At 52.2% G+C, this 13961-nt stretch carries 15 protein-coding genes; 11 read left to right on the plus strand and 4 right to left on the minus strand.

What is annotated here, in order from left to right; genetic code table 11:
* Window positions 1-127: 127 nt before the first annotated feature.
* Together PBA01S_RS05630 and PBA01S_RS05635 are read left to right on the plus strand one after the other, a co-directional pair.
* The gene (locus tag PBA01S_RS05630) at window positions 128-706 is read left to right on the plus strand and encodes a hypothetical protein (RefSeq protein WP_028537867.1); all 579 of its coding nucleotides are present in this window, start codon (window positions 128-130) and stop codon (window positions 704-706) included.
* A 33-nt stretch (window positions 707-739) separates the two neighbouring features.
* Window positions 740-1285: a GNAT family N-acetyltransferase gene (locus PBA01S_RS05635; protein WP_028537866.1), complete on the plus strand. Its 546-nt coding sequence runs from the start codon at window positions 740-742 to the stop codon at window positions 1283-1285.
* A gap of 85 nt (window positions 1286-1370) precedes the next feature.
* Here PBA01S_RS05635 and murI read toward each other — a convergent pair whose 3' ends face one another.
* Together murI and PBA01S_RS05645 are read right to left on the minus strand one after the other, a co-directional pair.
* Entirely contained in the window at window positions 1371-2153 is a 783-nt protein-coding gene (gene murI / locus PBA01S_RS05640; RefSeq protein ID WP_028537865.1) for a glutamate racemase, read from the minus strand.
* Window positions 2134-2829, minus strand: coding sequence for an HD domain-containing protein (locus PBA01S_RS05645; protein WP_036699295.1), 696 nt, complete (start codon window positions 2827-2829; stop codon window positions 2134-2136). Before PBA01S_RS05645 ends, murI begins: the two co-directional genes overlap by 20 nt.
* Before the next feature lie 221 nt (window positions 2830-3050).
* On the opposite strand from PBA01S_RS05645, the gene PBA01S_RS05650 reads away from it, so the two are divergent.
* Together PBA01S_RS05650 and PBA01S_RS05655 are read left to right on the plus strand one after the other, a co-directional pair.
* On the plus strand, window positions 3051-3869 hold the full coding sequence (locus tag PBA01S_RS05650; protein ID WP_028537864.1) for a VOC family protein: 819 nt from the start codon (window positions 3051-3053) through the stop codon (window positions 3867-3869).
* Window positions 3870-3877: 8 nt separating this feature from the next.
* Entirely contained in the window at window positions 3878-4513 is a 636-nt protein-coding gene (locus PBA01S_RS05655; protein ID WP_127575528.1) for a YgaN family protein, read from the plus strand.
* Between the two features lie 9 nt (window positions 4514-4522).
* Here PBA01S_RS05655 and PBA01S_RS05660 read toward each other — a convergent pair whose 3' ends face one another.
* Complete coding sequence (locus tag PBA01S_RS05660) at window positions 4523-5233, minus strand: M50 family metallopeptidase (protein ID WP_028537862.1); 711 nt, start codon at window positions 5231-5233, stop codon at window positions 4523-4525.
* Window positions 5234-5358: 125 nt separating this feature from the next.
* On the opposite strand from PBA01S_RS05660, the gene PBA01S_RS05665 reads away from it, so the two are divergent.
* The 7 genes from PBA01S_RS05665 to PBA01S_RS05695 all read left to right on the plus strand — a co-directional run bounded on the left by PBA01S_RS05665 (window position 5359) and on the right by PBA01S_RS05695 (window position 12430).
* A complete protein-coding gene (locus PBA01S_RS05665; protein ID WP_028537861.1) occupies window positions 5359-7128 on the plus strand; it encodes a TerB N-terminal domain-containing protein in 1770 nt (589 codons plus the stop codon).
* 59 nt (window positions 7129-7187) lie between these two features.
* Window positions 7188-8534: an ATP-binding protein gene (locus tag PBA01S_RS05670; protein WP_028537860.1), complete on the plus strand. Its 1347-nt coding sequence runs from the start codon at window positions 7188-7190 to the stop codon at window positions 8532-8534.
* Window positions 8531-10759: a DEAD/DEAH box helicase gene (locus PBA01S_RS05675; RefSeq protein WP_028537859.1), complete on the plus strand. Its 2229-nt coding sequence runs from the start codon at window positions 8531-8533 to the stop codon at window positions 10757-10759. The genes PBA01S_RS05670 and PBA01S_RS05675 overlap by 4 nt, the downstream gene beginning before the upstream one ends.
* Window positions 10760-10771: 12 nt before the next feature.
* The gene (locus tag PBA01S_RS05680; RefSeq protein ID WP_028537858.1) at window positions 10772-11071 is read left to right on the plus strand and encodes a nucleotidyltransferase domain-containing protein; all 300 of its coding nucleotides are present in this window, start codon (window positions 10772-10774) and stop codon (window positions 11069-11071) included.
* Window positions 11072-11073: 2 nt separating this feature from the next.
* Window positions 11074-11262 carry a hypothetical protein gene (locus PBA01S_RS05685; protein WP_028537857.1) on the plus strand — a complete coding sequence of 63 codons (189 nt, stop codon included), beginning with the start codon at window positions 11074-11076 and terminating at the stop codon, window positions 11260-11262.
* On the plus strand, window positions 11249-11899 hold the full coding sequence (locus PBA01S_RS05690) for a pentapeptide repeat-containing protein (protein ID WP_028537856.1): 651 nt from the start codon (window positions 11249-11251) through the stop codon (window positions 11897-11899). Before PBA01S_RS05685 ends, PBA01S_RS05690 begins: the two co-directional genes overlap by 14 nt.
* Before the next feature lie 81 nt (window positions 11900-11980).
* A complete protein-coding gene (locus PBA01S_RS05695) occupies window positions 11981-12430 on the plus strand; it encodes a PH domain-containing protein (RefSeq protein ID WP_028537855.1) in 450 nt (149 codons plus the stop codon).
* A 77-nt stretch (window positions 12431-12507) separates the two neighbouring features.
* On the opposite strand, the gene PBA01S_RS05700 is transcribed toward PBA01S_RS05695, so the two are convergent.
* Window positions 12508-13755, minus strand: coding sequence for an RICIN domain-containing protein (locus PBA01S_RS05700; RefSeq protein WP_028537854.1), 1248 nt, complete (start codon window positions 13753-13755; stop codon window positions 12508-12510).
* Window positions 13756-13961 lie beyond the last annotated feature (206 nt).

Consider the following 13961-nt stretch of genomic DNA (forward strand, 5'->3'; position numbering starts at 1 on the left):
TAAGACAACCCACCTTCGCATGAAGGTGGGTTTTATAGTAATAGATTCAAAAGGCTAGTGGTCTGCCGGGATAAGAATGTATAATGATGGAAGCATTCATTTCCAACGATCTCACCCGGGAGGATCTATGAGAAAACTTGCTATTTTTGCGTTGGTCCTAACTGCACTTGGGCTTGGCTACTTCTACATAAGCAACTCCTATTCGTCTACACCCATTGAGGCAGTCGAGAAAGTTCGATTTATGAACGATGGACAACTCTTACACGAGGTTGAGACAGATCGAGGGAGGGTGTTGTTTCTGCTTCGTCATCTACAAAACGTGCAGACAATCAGTGCCGAATACGTTCAAAAAACGCCGTTGCTGGGCTGGAAATGGGGATGGGGCGGAGGGCATACCGTGCCTCGCATCTCTGAAAATGAGCCGGACAGATTCTGGACGGAGCAATATTTTTCATCCACAAAGGGCACAGATGCAGATTCCCCATTTCCGTTTCTCTTTGGCGTGATCCAAAACCCGCAAATCGATACGATTCAAGTCTATAGCTACACGACTAACGAAGATTTGACTGCTACGATTCAGGATACGGCGGATTCAGGCATTCGAATCTGGTACCTTTTTCTTCCCGAAGAGCAGGGAACCCGGTTTAAACTGACAGCGCAAATCGGAGATCACCAAATCATCAGTACCAAGATATCGGAATTATAAATCAAGGCATTATGGAAAAAGAGAGGGCTATCTATGAAAAATGAAATCACGACCAAACGATTGACGCTTAAAATCATCGATGACACTTATACGGATCAGGTCTTGGCCTTTGTTATGCGGAATAAAGACTTCCTCAAGGAATGGGAACCTATAAGAACGGAAGACTTCTACACGTACTCCGCTCAACAGGACATCCTGCGGGATGAGGCCGAAACGATGGAGCGAGGCCTGCTCCGAAAATTTTGGCTGTTCAGAGATGGCCGGATCATCGGCTCGGTGGCACTAAGCAATATTGTCAGAGGGGCGTTCCAGTCTTGTTATATGGGGTATCGAATCGATGAGCAGGAGCAAGGAAAGGGACTGATGACAGAAGCAGTGGAGGCAGTGGTCAACCACGCGTTTCATGAACTGCGCTTGCATCGGATTGAGGCCAACATCATGCCGAGGAATCAAGCTTCACTTCGCGTGGTTCAGAAGTTAGGCTTTCAAAATGAGGGCATCTCAAGAAAATACCTGCAAATTAACGGGAGGTGGGAAGATCATATCCATATGGTTCTGCTCAATGAGGAGATGGAATGATGGAACCTGTGTCCGCGCAGCTCAAAAAAGCCCTGTCCTAAGCGATTTCATCGCCGGGACAAGGCTTTTTATACGTTGCCCTGCATTATTGAACAGAATATTGCGTTTGCAGGTAATCCAGCGCTCGGGCCATTTTGTCCAGATAAGCCGGGTTTTCGTCGGAGCATTTGAACTCGATATGCCCCTTGAATTCTTGATCGGGTTGGGCCGAACAGCCAATCAGCGAACACAGCCGTTCAACGGTACCATGGCTGCCGTCAATCAACTCAATATGGGGAGGCAGGATTTGCTGCAGGATGCTTTTGTAATAAGGAAAATGCGTACATCCCAGCACAATTGTACTGTATTGCGACAAATCGATGCCCGCAAGCTTGCGGCTGAAGTAACGCTCGATTTCGTCCCGATCAAACTGCAGTTGTTCGCAGTATTGCACCAACTCAGGCAGCGGCATCGAATCCACCACTTTGTGGTCGTCCACCCGGGCCACCAGGTCAGTGTATTTCGAGAGGCTTAACGTCAACGAGGTTGCAAAAACCAAAACCCGCTTGCCAGCGGCTTGGCTGCGTTTTACAGCCGGCTTGACGGCTGGCTCCATGCCAACAATCGGAATGTCGTAGGTGCGGCGAAGTTCCTCAATCGCTGCGCTTGTTGCCGTATTGCAAGCCACGACCAAGGCTTTAATGTCGCCCTGCATGATACGACTTACCGATTCCTCGACGTACCGTCTCACTTCGGGCAGCGTCTTCGTCCCGTAAGGCACGTGAAGCGTATCGGCAAAATATAGAAAGTCTTCGTTCGGCAGCTTCCTCATCGCCTCCGTTAACACGGTCAAGCCGCCAATCCCTGAATCAAAAAATGCGATTCTCACTCATATCACCTGAATTTGTTGTGGTTTGTTCATCCTGATGTTCGTCAGCGGCATCCCATTCGCGGTAAAACTGCTCTAAGAAATGCAGCATAAATTCATGCCGTGATTCAGCCAGCTTCCGGGCATACCGGGTATTCATCAAATCTTTTAACTTTAATAGCTTTTCGTAGAAATGATAAATCGTCGTTTTTTCGCGGCTGCGATAATCCAAATCGGAGAAATCCCGCCCCGGTTCATGCATCGATCTGCCTCTGGAACCTCCATAGGCAAATGTTCTGGCAATGCCGATCGCGCCGATGGCATCCAGTCGGTCAGCATCTTGAACGATTTGTCCATTGAGCGTTGCCATAGGGGGATTATTGCCGCCATTATATGACATGGTCGATATAATCTCCATGACTTCGTTGATGACGGATGAATCCTCGATATGTGCTTCCAACCAGCTGCGAACCCGATGCAAGCCGGCTTCCTTGGACGGATTCAGCTTCTCGTCGGCGACGTCGTGCATCAGGGCTGCCAGCTCACATACGAACAAATCTGCCTGCTCCTTACGGGCGATAGCCAAGGCCAACTTCCGCACCCGATGGATATGCCACCAGTCGTGGCCGCTCCCGTCACCGCTGTGCACGTTTTGCACAAAGTGCTCGGCTTGTTCGATGATATGCTGCGGATCCATCTGCACCGTTCCTTTCCAATCCCTAGTTCATAGAAACATCGAATACCATCTTACCGCAAAATCGCCATTCTTTAAACTTGTTTGTGAGTCCCAGTCGCATTATATGAACGAAAGATTCAGAAGGAAGCGGCGCAAAAGCTAAATTTTACCTTTATCCTGCGGACAGGTTCGGCGATAATAGGATTGAAAAGTTCTGTATGAATGGATGAAGGAGGCACCCTATGGCAGCGGGCAAGGAAATCCCCGAGCTTTATTTTGACGGTCAATATATTGATGTGCTGTGGGATAATCATGATCAAGTGGTGAAGTGGTTCGAGAAGTACTTGGGTTGGAAGATGCTTCGGCAAGAAAACTGGAAGGTAGATCCACGTTGTTCCCAGGGTAAAATGACGCAGCTTCCTCTTGGAACCTGGTTGGTAACTTATCTTACGGATACCCGGCTCCCCCATCACTATGCAGAACGAGGGACGGTGGATGCCGACCTTCGGGTGTGCTTTCGAACCCGGGAGTTGGATCGTCTGCGGCGAGCATTTGTCACCGATGGCGTACGAGTATCTTCGGTATATGCCGGACCTGAGTCCCGGTATTTCGATGTATGGGCTACCGCCGAAGGCATCCGGTTAACGTTGCAGGAAGATTTGACGTTGCCTTCTGCCGACTTAGCGCCCTCTTGGATTCGGGTAGGCGTTAGCCGGTTAAACGAGTCTATTCAATGGTACGGCCAGTATCTGGGCATGAAATGCACCCAGCATGATCCGAAGGGCGGCTACGCGGTGATGGAGATGAAGCTGAATCATTCCGAAGCCAAGTCGCTTTGGGTACTTGAGCAAAAAAGCGGTAAGGCTTTCGTCGGCAAAGTGGACGGGCAGGTTCAGCCGGTATGTTGGATTCAGGAGCGCCAGGACTTGTTCAAATATTACCAATATTTAAAACAACGCGGGATCGAAACCTCTGGAATCGGGGGCTATCTGACCCAGGGACTTATCGGCTTTCATTTCTACGATCCAGACGGCAATCGATTTAATATCAGTAGTTTGTGAGGTGTAGGATGAGAAAATACATATATCTTATCCTGGCTTGTGTTCTAGTTGCTTCTTTGGTCCTCACGGGTTGTGAAGGGAGTCGTTCAGAGGTGCTTGACCTAGAGAACCACCTGCCAGATCAGGAAATCAAGGGCATCACGATTGAAAACTTGCCGATGGACAACGAAGAATATGCCATTCTGAAAGCAGCAGGATCAGATCGTGCCTTGGTCTTTGATGTGAACTTAGGCAAGGTTCAAGCCGATCGGGTTCATATTTGGATCGATGATTATGAAAATGGGGAAAAAGTGGGCTCCTTGTTTGGGATGGAATCTTCTATAGATCAGGTTCATGACAATTCCTTCAGATTATATTTAACGACGCTTGCAATGGGGAATGGGGACGAGGTCTGGACGCTTGCTTTCCGGCAAAATGGCAACGTGGTTAGCTCGAAAACGGAACTCGCCAAGCAAGATTATGATAGTGCGATGACCCATCCCATGACGTCCATTACTGCGAACCCAAATGAAACGGCCGTTTTGGGCGTAATTGCAAGAAACAAAGGGAAAGACCATATGGAGTCCAGCGATGATGTCGATGCATTAATTCGTGACAATCAGGCGGTTTATGTCATGAGATGTACGGTGATTAAGGATCAATAAGGGTATGTTTTACGGGCTCACTGAGCTACCTCGACTCATTCTACGCTTCTCCCGGTTTCGTTTGCGGTCATTCCAATACAGCTGCAGCGCGGACAAGGCGCATAACAATGAAATCATTACAAAGATGAGCGACCACACGAGAGGAGCAACCCCTGTCAGCTGGGCCAGATTGGTCGCATCTCCCGCCTGGCTGGGCGATACAATGGAATTTAGCAGCAGCGTGACCGGCCCCAGCACCGACTCTTCCAAGCATAGGAACGACAGCAGCAGGTAATAGAAGTTGCGAATGCGTCCTCCCCACAGGAAAAATGCAGCGTTCACCAGCACAAACAAAATCAACCATCCCCGGCCGTAGCCTGAGCGTACAAACAGCAGCAGCGAGATCAAGGCCAGCATACTGATCAAGACAAGGCCGGCGGCTTGTTGTTGACGGGAATAGCCGAAGAACATGGCAACCGCAAACAGGGAAGCCGAGGTATATCCAGCCAAAGCTACGGCGAATTGGCTCCATCCCGAAGCGAGTACCGAATAGGTGACGCCGCTGTGATCCGGGTGCAGTTCGATGCGAAGCACTTGCCCGGACGCAAGTAAAGTAACAAGGGCATGGCCCAGCTCATGCACCATCGTGTCCAGCATGCGGAACCAATCCGAGAACGGAATCAGTCGGGTTAAAACGGCCGCTCCAATTAGAAAAACACAAGCTTTCAGCCATTTATTCATTAAACCTTCGCCCTCCCCGGCAACTTGCAGTTGCTTTTCATTATAAGGGAGGGCAAAATAGTATTCAAAAGGCGAACAAATTTTCGGTCGGATGGTATAATGGTCGTGACGGAGGTTTAGGAACGATGAATGAAGGTACGGATGAGAAACACAGCTTTTTCAACCGACATTTACATCATAATCGGGAACAACAGACGAGCTCGGAACACCGGTTAATTTTCGCCGAATTGGAAGTGGTGGACGGAAGCAAGCCGGAGGAAGGCCGGAAGGAGCCGGTGAGCCGGGTTGTCGAGCCGGATCTATGGGAGCGTAATACGGATTGGCAGCAGGATTTTCGTTATATCTCCCGGGAGCAACGGTTTGTCCAGAAGGCGAAGGAATTGGCGGAAGCCGTAGAGGGGGCAGCGGAGTTTGTTCCTTTTCAAACGTATTGGCCGACCTATGATGAGATGCAGCCAAGGCAGCTGAAATGGTATTTGTTCTGGCGAGGGGAGGTCCGTTCCGGACGTTATCCGGATACTGATCTGTCCTACATCTTCGTTTATTTGTACGAGCTGATCCATGGAATCGGCTGGTCGGAGCCGGCCGAAGGATATACCTTAATGGAACAAGTCTGGCAGGGTTACCGGCAGCGTTATCCTAAACTGGATCTTTACGTACGGGAGTGGTTATTTGATTTGACCTTGGTGTTCCAACTGGAGGAACGTCCCACGGAACCGATGACAAAGCTGCCCCGCAATTTGTCCATGGAGCTGAAGGAGCTGGAATGGCGCAGAAGATTCACCGCTGAACCGCTGGACTTGAGCTGGGAGCTGTTGCTTAAGCTGATTGATTATGATGTGGAGAAGAGCCGTTTTTACCAGGAGCAAGGGCGTAAGGATATGCAGAATTACGTGCCGAAAGTCATCTCGCTGGTCGACGGCTATCTCTCTAGAAGCAAAGGCATTCGTATTCTGGAGCTGTATAAGCCGACGGAAACTCAAATCGCCCGCTATCTATTCCGCAGCGCGGTATATGATCATGAAATGTATGGGCGCACGAAGACGGTTATTGTCTTGCCCTACAGCGGGCATCCGCCGTTACGCGCATTTCTGACCCAGCTCGTTCGCTTGACGGAGAACTTATTGCGGGAGTTTACCGGGGTTAAGGGGAAGCTGAGGGGGATCGATGTAGGGCCGGAGATCGAGCAGCTGGTCCGCCGTTATTTGCACAAGGAATTTGAACGACGGAAGGCAGAAGAAGCGAAAGCCCGGGCACCCAAGGTGAAAATTAACACCGCCAAATTGCGCAAGCTTCAGCAGGAATCCGATGAAGTGCGGGACATGTTGCTCAGCGAGGAGCAGACGCTGGCCTTTACGCCGGAAGCACCGGGAATGCCGCTGGAGCGAGCTGTAACTTCTTTGGGACGCAAGCTCGTTGAAGTTGAACCGTTGCAGCCTGCTCTTGATTTTGAACGGGGATATGAGCAGGTATCGGAAGATTCCACGGCGGCGCGATCCGATCGCGAAGACTTGATCGGGGGGCGTAAAGAGGAGACGGTTATTGCTTCGCAGTCCCCGCAACCGGATAAACAAGCTTCTCAGTCCGTGACTGAGGAACGAAGTGATGCTGAGCAGGTCCAAAGCGAGGCGAATGCGAACCTGCCGGAGGAATGGCAGGAACTGTTCGCCGGCTTGACCCCTCCGCAGGCGCTGATGCTGGCCGCCCTGCTCCAGGGCTATAATGCTGCGGAGCGCCAAGCGATTGCCGAGCAAGCTGGCTCCATGCCTGAGTTGCTGATCGATGAGATCAATGAGCTGGCGATGGAGAGAATTGGTGATCTTTTGATCGATGGGGACGAAGTCGTCGAAGACTACCGTGCGGAGCTTAACGAATGGCTTGCAAGTCAACGCTGAGCGATAAGCGATACATTGATTGGATATAGGATAAGTTTGGAACGATGAGGTGAACGAGAATGAAACAGGTACAAATCCCCAAGCGGCTGACCACCGCGCTCGTCAATTCCTTGACGGCCGGGGTCGTGCCGCGTGTCGGGCTGGAGCATATCGCGGTCGGACGTAAACCGGAGGTAGCGTCGATCCTGCAGGATATGGACAATATCGCAGAGGGCGGGGCGGCTTTCCGCTTGATCACAGGGCGTTACGGAAGCGGGAAGAGCTTCCTGCTCCAAATGATTCGCAACTATGCGATGGATCGCGATTTTGTGGTGGCTGACGCCGATTTGTCGCCGGAGCGCCGGCTGGTTGGCACGAAAGGTCAAGGGCTGGCAACCTACCGGGAGTTGATGATGCATCTCTCCACTCGGACACGGCCCGACGGCGGCGCGCTGGAGACGATGCTGCAGAAGTGGATCGCCGCTCTCCAACAGGAGCAAATGCAAGCCACCGGCCTGCGTCCCGGTGATCCGCAACTGCATGATGCGGTGGAGCTTCGCATTTATGCGGTGACCAATGAGATGCAAAGTCTTGTGCACGGGTTTGACTTCGCCAAGGTGCTGGCCGCCTACTGGTCAGGCTACAAGCTTGGTGACGATGATCGGAAAGCCGCAGCCTTACGCTGGCTGCGCGGTGAGGTTCCGACCAAAACGGAAGCGCGCCAAGAGCTGGGCGTTGGTGTAATTATCGACGATGATAACTGGTACGATTACATGAAGCTGTGGGCGGAATTTGCCGTGCGCATCGGGTATCGGGGGCTGCTTCTGTTTATCGATGAGGGCGTGAATCTGTATAAAATCACAAACAGCATTTCCCGCCAAAGCAATTACGAGAAGATCCTGACGATGTTCAACGACACGATGCAGGGCAAGGCCCAGTATCTCGGCATCTTCATGGGCGGTACGCCGCAGTTCGTGGAAGACGAGCGGCGGGGGCTGTTCAGCTACGATGCTCTGCGCTCGCGATTGATCGACGGGCGTTACAGCAGCGGGACGCGCCGTTCATATACGTCGCCAATCCTGAAGTTGGACATGCTGTCGCATGAGGAAATTTTGCTCCTGTTGCAGAAGCTGCGCGAGATTCACGCGATCCATTTCGGTTACACGATGCAACTGACCGATGAACAGCTGATCGTATTTATGCAGGCAGCGGTAAATCGACTGGGGGCTGAGGAGTTGCTCACAACCCGGGAGGTCGTGCGCGATTTTATGGATGTGCTGCACCTGATGCACCAGCAACCGGAGCTTTCGTTCGAGGAACTTATGGGTGAACGGGAACAGGAATATGCGGCGTCGATGAGCCAAGGGGCCAAGGATAAAGGCGGCTCTGACGAGCTGGACGACTTTTTGGCGGAGTTTGAGTTATGAGCGGGCCTAGTCCTTTCTCTCGGTTAGCGCCGTTTATTCAGGAATACATCTATCGCAAAAAATGGGACTCGCTGCGCGACGCCCAGGTGGAAGCCTGTCGTGTGCTGTTCGACACGCCGCACCATCTGTTGATCGCATCCGGCACGGCGTCGGGGAAGACGGAAGCCGCCTTTTTCCCTGCGCTGACAGAGCTTTATCATCGGCCATCGGAATCCGTTGGCATTCTATACATTGGGCCGTTAAAGGCATTGATTAACGACCAGTTTGAGCGGATCAAGGAGTTGCTACGGGATGGGGAAGTGCCGGTCTGGCATTGGCACGGGGATGTCGCCCAAGCGGAGAAAACCAAGCTGATGCAGCGCCCCAGCGGTGTCCTGCAAATTACCCCCGAGTCGCTGGAAGGGCTGCTGATGAACCGCCCGAATGCAATCCCCGCGTTGTTCCATGACCTGCGGTATATCATGATCGACGAGGTGCACGCCTTTATGGGGGCCGACCGGGGGATTCAGGTCATCAGCCAACTTACCCGATTGGAGCGGATGGCTTCTTGTAAGCCGAGACGAATCGGTTTGTCGGCTACACTTGGTGATTACGAGATTGCAGCCCGTTGGCTGGGGGCGGGGACGCCGCAGCCGGTGGAGGTGGTCTCGCCGCCGGGCGGACGTAAACTGAAGTTGTCGGTGGAGCATTTCTCCTTCCCAGATGCCCGCGATGAACGGGAAGCGGAGCATCTTGAGCTGGCCAAGCAGAAGTATTACAACTTCATTTACGACAACACCCATCGCAAAAAAGCGCTCGTCTTCACCAACAGCCGTACTGACGCCGAGTTGACTACGCTGGAGCTTCGCCGGATCGCAGCGAAGCGGGAGGAGCGCGATGTGTTCCATGTTCATCACGGCAGCATTTCGGCGATGCTGCGCGAGGAGACCGAGGCCGCGCTGCGCTCCGGCCCGGGACCGGCGGTAGCCGCAGCGACGGTGACGCTGGAACTCGGCATCGACCTGGGCGAGCTGGAGCGGGTCATCCAGCTTGGCGCACCCTACAGCTGCTCCAGCTTTGTGCAGCGGTTGGGACGCTCCGGCCGGCGTGGTGATCAGGCATCGGAGATGATGTTCCTCTGCGCGGAGGAAGAAGATGAGGACGCCCAATTGCCGGCACGAATGCCGTGGACGTTGCTGCGGGCGATCGCGGTCATCGAGCTGTATGTGCGTGAGCGCTGGGTGGAACCGGTCGAGCTGCGCAAGAAGCCGGTTGGCGTGCTGTACCATCAGACGATGAGCACGCTCAAGAGCATTGGCGAAGCGGAACCGGCGGATTTGGCCCGGGCTGTGCTGACATTGCCGGCGTTTCGCGGCGTTGAGCCGGAGGAGTACAAGGCAATGCTGCAGTACCTGCTGCAAACCGACCATATTCAGCAGACCGAGGAAGGCACCCTGATCATCGGACTCGGCGGAGAGAAGATCGTAAATAACTTTCGCTTCTACGCGGTCTTTAAGGATGACGAGGAGCATGTCGTCTATAACGGCTCGGAGGAAATCGGCAGTATCACTACTGTGCCGCCGCCTGGCTATTGCTTCTCGCTCGCCGGGAAGCTGTGGAAGGTCGAGGAAGTGGACAGCAAGCATAAAGCGGTGTACGTCAAATCCTCGCGCGGCAAAGTGGATACGCTTTGGCTTGGTGCTGGGGGAGATGTACATACACGGGTCATGCAGAAGATGCGCCAGGTGTTGGAGGAACACACCTTGTACCCGTATCTTGCTCCGGGCGCGGCTAATCGTTTGGAACGGGCGCGCCGGTTAGCCCGGGAGAGCGGGCTGCTGAGAAGTCCTGTCATTCCGGCTGGCGGCGATTCGCTGTTTATTTTACCGTGGGCGGGAAGCAAGCAGTTCCGAACCTTGGAACGTCTGCTGAAGCATAATTTGACGGACCCGATGGGCTTGCGCCAAGTCGTTCCGATGGAACCTTATTATATGGTGGTGTCAGGAAGAGCAGGTGCCGAGGAGCTGCTAGCCGCGATTCGGGCGGAACTGAATTCCATCCCTCATCCTGAGGCATTGCTGGCTGCATCCGAATCCCCTTATCTGGGGAAATACGATGAGTTCGTACCGCCTGAGCTGGTGCGTCGGGCTTACGCTGTGGATGGGCTGGATGTAAAGGGGTTGGCCGAAGCTTTAGAAGCGGCGAGGAAGCCAAGTGAATATCGCTCGGGCAGTTCTAAGGAGTAGTGGAGGGCTACCATGGAAATAGAGCTCATATTGGAACGTATCGTGAATCAACTGCAGGGAACAGAAGGTCTTCAAGCCATCGTTCTGGGAGGGTCGCGGGCGACGAATACTTATCGTCCCGATTCAGATATTGATATCGGTCTGTACTATGATGGCGAGAACGGCTTAGATATTGCTAGACTGAATCAAATCGCCAAGGAACTTGATGATCAGCACCGCAACAACCTGATGACAGGGATCGGCGAATGGGGGCCCGGGGTGAATGGCGGCGGTTGGCTGATCATCGGCGGATACCATGTGGATTTTCTGTAGCGGTGCGCAACATTCAATCGTTTGCAATCCGACCGGAACGTTACAAGGAACGATTGGATGGGGTTTACGCCAAGCTGGGCCCGGACCCGAAGGGAATCCGCGAAAGCATCCAAGAACTCCGAAGATTGATCGATGAAGTAAATGAGCTCGCGAAGACGTCAACCGGGAGGAAGCCTGATGAGTACGAGTAAAAAAACGAAATTTAGCCCTCCGCAGCTTACGGCTGAATTAACGGAAGCGGGTTGGGCGGATGTGCTGGACGATGAGGACCATGAGCTGGTTGGAGCATCGGTGGCGGGTGCATCCTATGAGTACGGGAATATCGAAAAATGCATTTTATCCAAAGTGAGGCTTCGGGGTTGTTCCTTTGTTAGTACCGCTTTTGAGCGAATGGACATGACCGACGTCGTGTTGGAAAATTGCGATTTATCCAACGCGGTGCTGGAGAAAGCCATCATCCACCGGGTGCATTTCAAGGATTGCAAGTTGACGGGGTTGAATTTGTCCAAAATAAATGCGGGCTCCGTGCTGTTTGAACGTTGCGTGATGAATTTATGCGATTTTGTGGAAGCTTCCTTAAAGCAAGTGAGATTTCAGGACTGTTCTCTGCAGAATGCGAATTTCTACGGCGCTAAATTCAAAGAGATTGAGCTGCTGAACTCGGATCTGAATGAGGCGGATTTTAACGATACCTCGCTAAAGGGGATAGATATTAGCACCTGTACGTTCGAACGCATTGACATCCCCGCCTATGCTTTGGCAGGTTGTACTGTTTCCCCGGAGCAAGCGATCGGCTTTGCCAAACTGCTTGGCCTGATCGTAAAATAATACAAAAACGCACATAACACCCGGATACATCCGGCAATATCTCGACGATACTCGTAAACGTGAATTGCAGGAGGGCTGACTATGCGATTCAAAACGAAACGGGATCCGTTATTTGTATGCCTTTGGCTATTCTTTCTCTTCGTTGCTAATCTCGTACTGCTCTGGCCGTTGCTGCTTGACCCAAAAGCGTTAACACGAACGGAGCTTGTAGGGATCATCGTGCCCGATGCGCTCGTCACCCTATTACTGGCTTGGTTAGCACTGGATATCTCCTATGTGATTAGAGAAGATCTGCTGCTAGTTAAAGGCGGGATGTTTCGTTCGAAAATCCGTTATAACGATATCACTCGAATCACGCGTCAACCGAATATCTGGCTGGGATATCGGCTTTTATTCTCGCGGGATGCAATCGAAATCCATTACCGGAACGGTGTCCTGGGCAGCGTCGTCATTTCGCCGGTGGATCAGGAGCGATTCATTCAAGAGCTGATTCGCCGGAACCCCTCGATCGAATTTAGCGACCAACCTTGAACAGGGGGCATAACAACCTGCTAGCACACTAAAAGGGGCGAAAGTGAAATTCCGCCCCTTTGCTCTGAAGTTTTAGCTTAGTTTACCTTCGTAAACATCCACTTCTGCGCATCTGTGCCGTTATCGGTCCACTGCTGTACCGCCGCTCCGTCCGCTGTTGAAGCGCCAGATACATCCATGACCAAACCGCTGGCTTTGGAGATCAGCTTGAAGTATCCGCCGCCGGCATCCACGATCCGCCACCGCTGCGCGTCCGTACCGTTATCCGTCCATTGCTGTAGCTGTACGCCAGCGGCTGTGCTTGCACTAGGCACGTCCAACACCTTGCCGCTATGAATGGCGGTCAGCTTATAATAGCCGTCGCCGGTAGATTCCAGACGGAAACGTTGGTTGCTGGCGGAATAGTTGGTCCATTGCTGAATTTTAGCGCCGTCCGCAGTGGAGACATCCGTGACATCCAGTACCTTGCCGCTGACTTTGGAGGCGATGGTGTATACCGCACCGTTCTCAAGCACGGGAGAGGATCCCCCTTGATCCTGATAGACGCGAACATAATCCACAAGCATTTGTGCCGGGAACGGTGTCGAGCCGTTCGGGCTGCCCGGCCAGTTACCGCCAACGGCGAGGTTCAGCAGAATGAAGAACGGCTTCTGGAATTCTTCTGTATTTCCGGTTCCGTTGGCGATATAGATCTCGTTGTACTGAACGCCGTCAACGAACCAGCGGATATAGCTCGGATCCCATTCGATCGAGTACGTGTGGAATTGCGAGAAATCCAAATTGCCCGAAGCCCGGCCGTAAGAGGCATATCCATTGGCGTCCCAATGGACGGTTCCGTGGACAACCGATTCATTGTTGACATGTTCCATAATATCGATTTCTCCACAGTAAGGCCAACCGACATCTCTGAAGCTTTCGCCCAGCATCCAGAATGCCGGCCATATGCCTTGTCCAGTAGGAATCTTTATGCGGGCTTCGATCTTGCCGTACTTGAAGCTCTTTAAGCCTTGGGTTTTGATTCGTGCGGAGGTATAGTTTCTTCCTTCATAATTTTCTCGCTGAGCGGTGATGACCAGATTGCCGCCTGTAACCTGTACGTTTTGCGGCCTGTCGGTATAATACTGAAGTTCGTTGTTCCCCCATCCGTTATAGCCGGTGCCAATTTCGGGGGTCCATACGCCTCGATTTAACGAGGAACCGTTAAATTCATCGCTCCAGACCAACTGCCAGTTGGGAGCCGCGCTTGTTGTGTTGGGGACGGGAATAAAGACGACCAGGAGGGTAAGCACCAGGAAGAGGAGAATCGGTTTACCGCGTTTTAGCATCATGAACAATCGCTCCTTTCAAAATTGAATGGATTGGGCTGACAGTCCAAATGCGAAATTCATACTAAACCGGTTTCGATCTTGTTATGATAGCGCTATCATTACATAGATTACCATTTAAAGGTTTGTTTTACAACAACTTTTTTACAGGTTTTTCAAATTGATGGGGTTCTGGTATTCTGGTATCAATTCAAGATGGAACGGGG

The organism is Paenibacillus barengoltzii NBRC 101215 (genome assembly GCF_004000745.1).
In the GTDB taxonomy this organism is placed as follows: domain Bacteria; phylum Bacillota; class Bacilli; order Paenibacillales; family Paenibacillaceae; genus Fontibacillus; species Fontibacillus barengoltzii.

What these genes read in the sequence shown, in the direction of transcription:
- PBA01S_RS05670 (WP_028537860.1), top strand. Translation starts at nt 7,188, where the DNA reads ATGAAACAGGTACAAATCCCCAAGCGGCTGACCACCGCGCTCGTCAAT.
- PBA01S_RS05650 (WP_028537864.1), top strand. Translation starts at nt 3,051, where the DNA reads ATGGCAGCGGGCAAGGAAATCCCCGAGCTTTATTTTGACGGTCAATAT.
- PBA01S_RS05695 (WP_028537855.1), top strand. Translation starts at nt 11,981, where the DNA reads ATGCGATTCAAAACGAAACGGGATCCGTTATTTGTATGCCTTTGGCTA.
- PBA01S_RS05665 (WP_028537861.1), top strand. Translation starts at nt 5,359, where the DNA reads ATGAATGAAGGTACGGATGAGAAACACAGCTTTTTCAACCGACATTTA.
- PBA01S_RS05700 (WP_028537854.1), bottom strand. Translation starts at nt 13,755, where the DNA reads ATGCTAAAACGCGGTAAACCGATTCTCCTCTTCCTGGTGCTTACCCTC.
- PBA01S_RS05680 (WP_028537858.1), top strand. Translation starts at nt 10,772, where the DNA reads ATGGAAATAGAGCTCATATTGGAACGTATCGTGAATCAACTGCAGGGA.
- PBA01S_RS05675 (WP_028537859.1), top strand. Translation starts at nt 8,531, where the DNA reads ATGAGCGGGCCTAGTCCTTTCTCTCGGTTAGCGCCGTTTATTCAGGAA.
- PBA01S_RS05645 (WP_036699295.1), bottom strand. Translation starts at nt 2,829, where the DNA reads ATGGATCCGCAGCATATCATCGAACAAGCCGAGCACTTTGTGCAAAAC.
- PBA01S_RS05635 (WP_028537866.1), top strand. Translation starts at nt 740, where the DNA reads ATGAAAAATGAAATCACGACCAAACGATTGACGCTTAAAATCATCGAT.
- PBA01S_RS05630 (WP_028537867.1), top strand. Translation starts at nt 128, where the DNA reads ATGAGAAAACTTGCTATTTTTGCGTTGGTCCTAACTGCACTTGGGCTT.
- PBA01S_RS05660 (WP_028537862.1), bottom strand. Translation starts at nt 5,233, where the DNA reads ATGAATAAATGGCTGAAAGCTTGTGTTTTTCTAATTGGAGCGGCCGTT.
- PBA01S_RS05690 (WP_028537856.1), top strand. Translation starts at nt 11,249, where the DNA reads ATGAGTACGAGTAAAAAAACGAAATTTAGCCCTCCGCAGCTTACGGCT.
- PBA01S_RS05655 (WP_127575528.1), top strand. Translation starts at nt 3,878, where the DNA reads ATGAGAAAATACATATATCTTATCCTGGCTTGTGTTCTAGTTGCTTCT.